At 44.8% G+C, this 527-nt stretch carries 1 pseudogene; it reads left to right on the top strand.

The annotated features are described in order from the left end of the window. Positions 1–344: pseudogene (locus INT22_RS19170) on the top strand (transcriptional regulator); the annotation flags it as partial. Positions 345–527: the final 183 nt, after the last annotated feature.

Here is a 527-nt window from a genome sequence, read left to right as displayed (position 1 = left end):
GTCCTGGAATGAACGCTTACTTTGATACAGAGTTTTATCAACTTCCCCCGCCTCGTTGGGAGCGCCCTGAGGGCTCTCTTCGGGTGGTGCTGTTCTCCCATCGTGACCTGAATAGCATGGATAAGCAGGAAAGGGTTCATGCGTGTTACTTGCATGCTTGCCTCAAATACGTCATGCGCGAACAGGTGACTAATACATCCTTGCGTGAGCGTTTTGGAATAGAAGCCAAAAATAGTGCGACGGCCTCACGCATCATACGTGATGCGTTGGAAGAGAGAGTCATCAAGCCCTACGACCCTGAGCAAAGTAAGAAAAATGCCCGCTATCTACCCCATTGGGCATGATCTGGTGCTTTATTTGATGAGTATTTGATAGGGCAGTTATTTGCATAGTTTGTGTTTTTTATTTTATTTTTAAAATCATATACTTAAATTGTTTTTTTGGCATATTTTTCTATTTGATGGGTATTTGATTGATGACACAGGGACGCAGCATCCGGTTGTTTCTGGTAGACGGCACGCCCAACG

This window comes from Halomonas sp. 3D7M (genome assembly GCF_014897885.1).
Taxonomy (GTDB): Bacteria; Pseudomonadota; Gammaproteobacteria; order Pseudomonadales; family Halomonadaceae; genus Vreelandella.
Note: the sequence above shows the minus strand (reverse complement) of the source record. Positions and strands in the feature narration are given on the sequence as shown.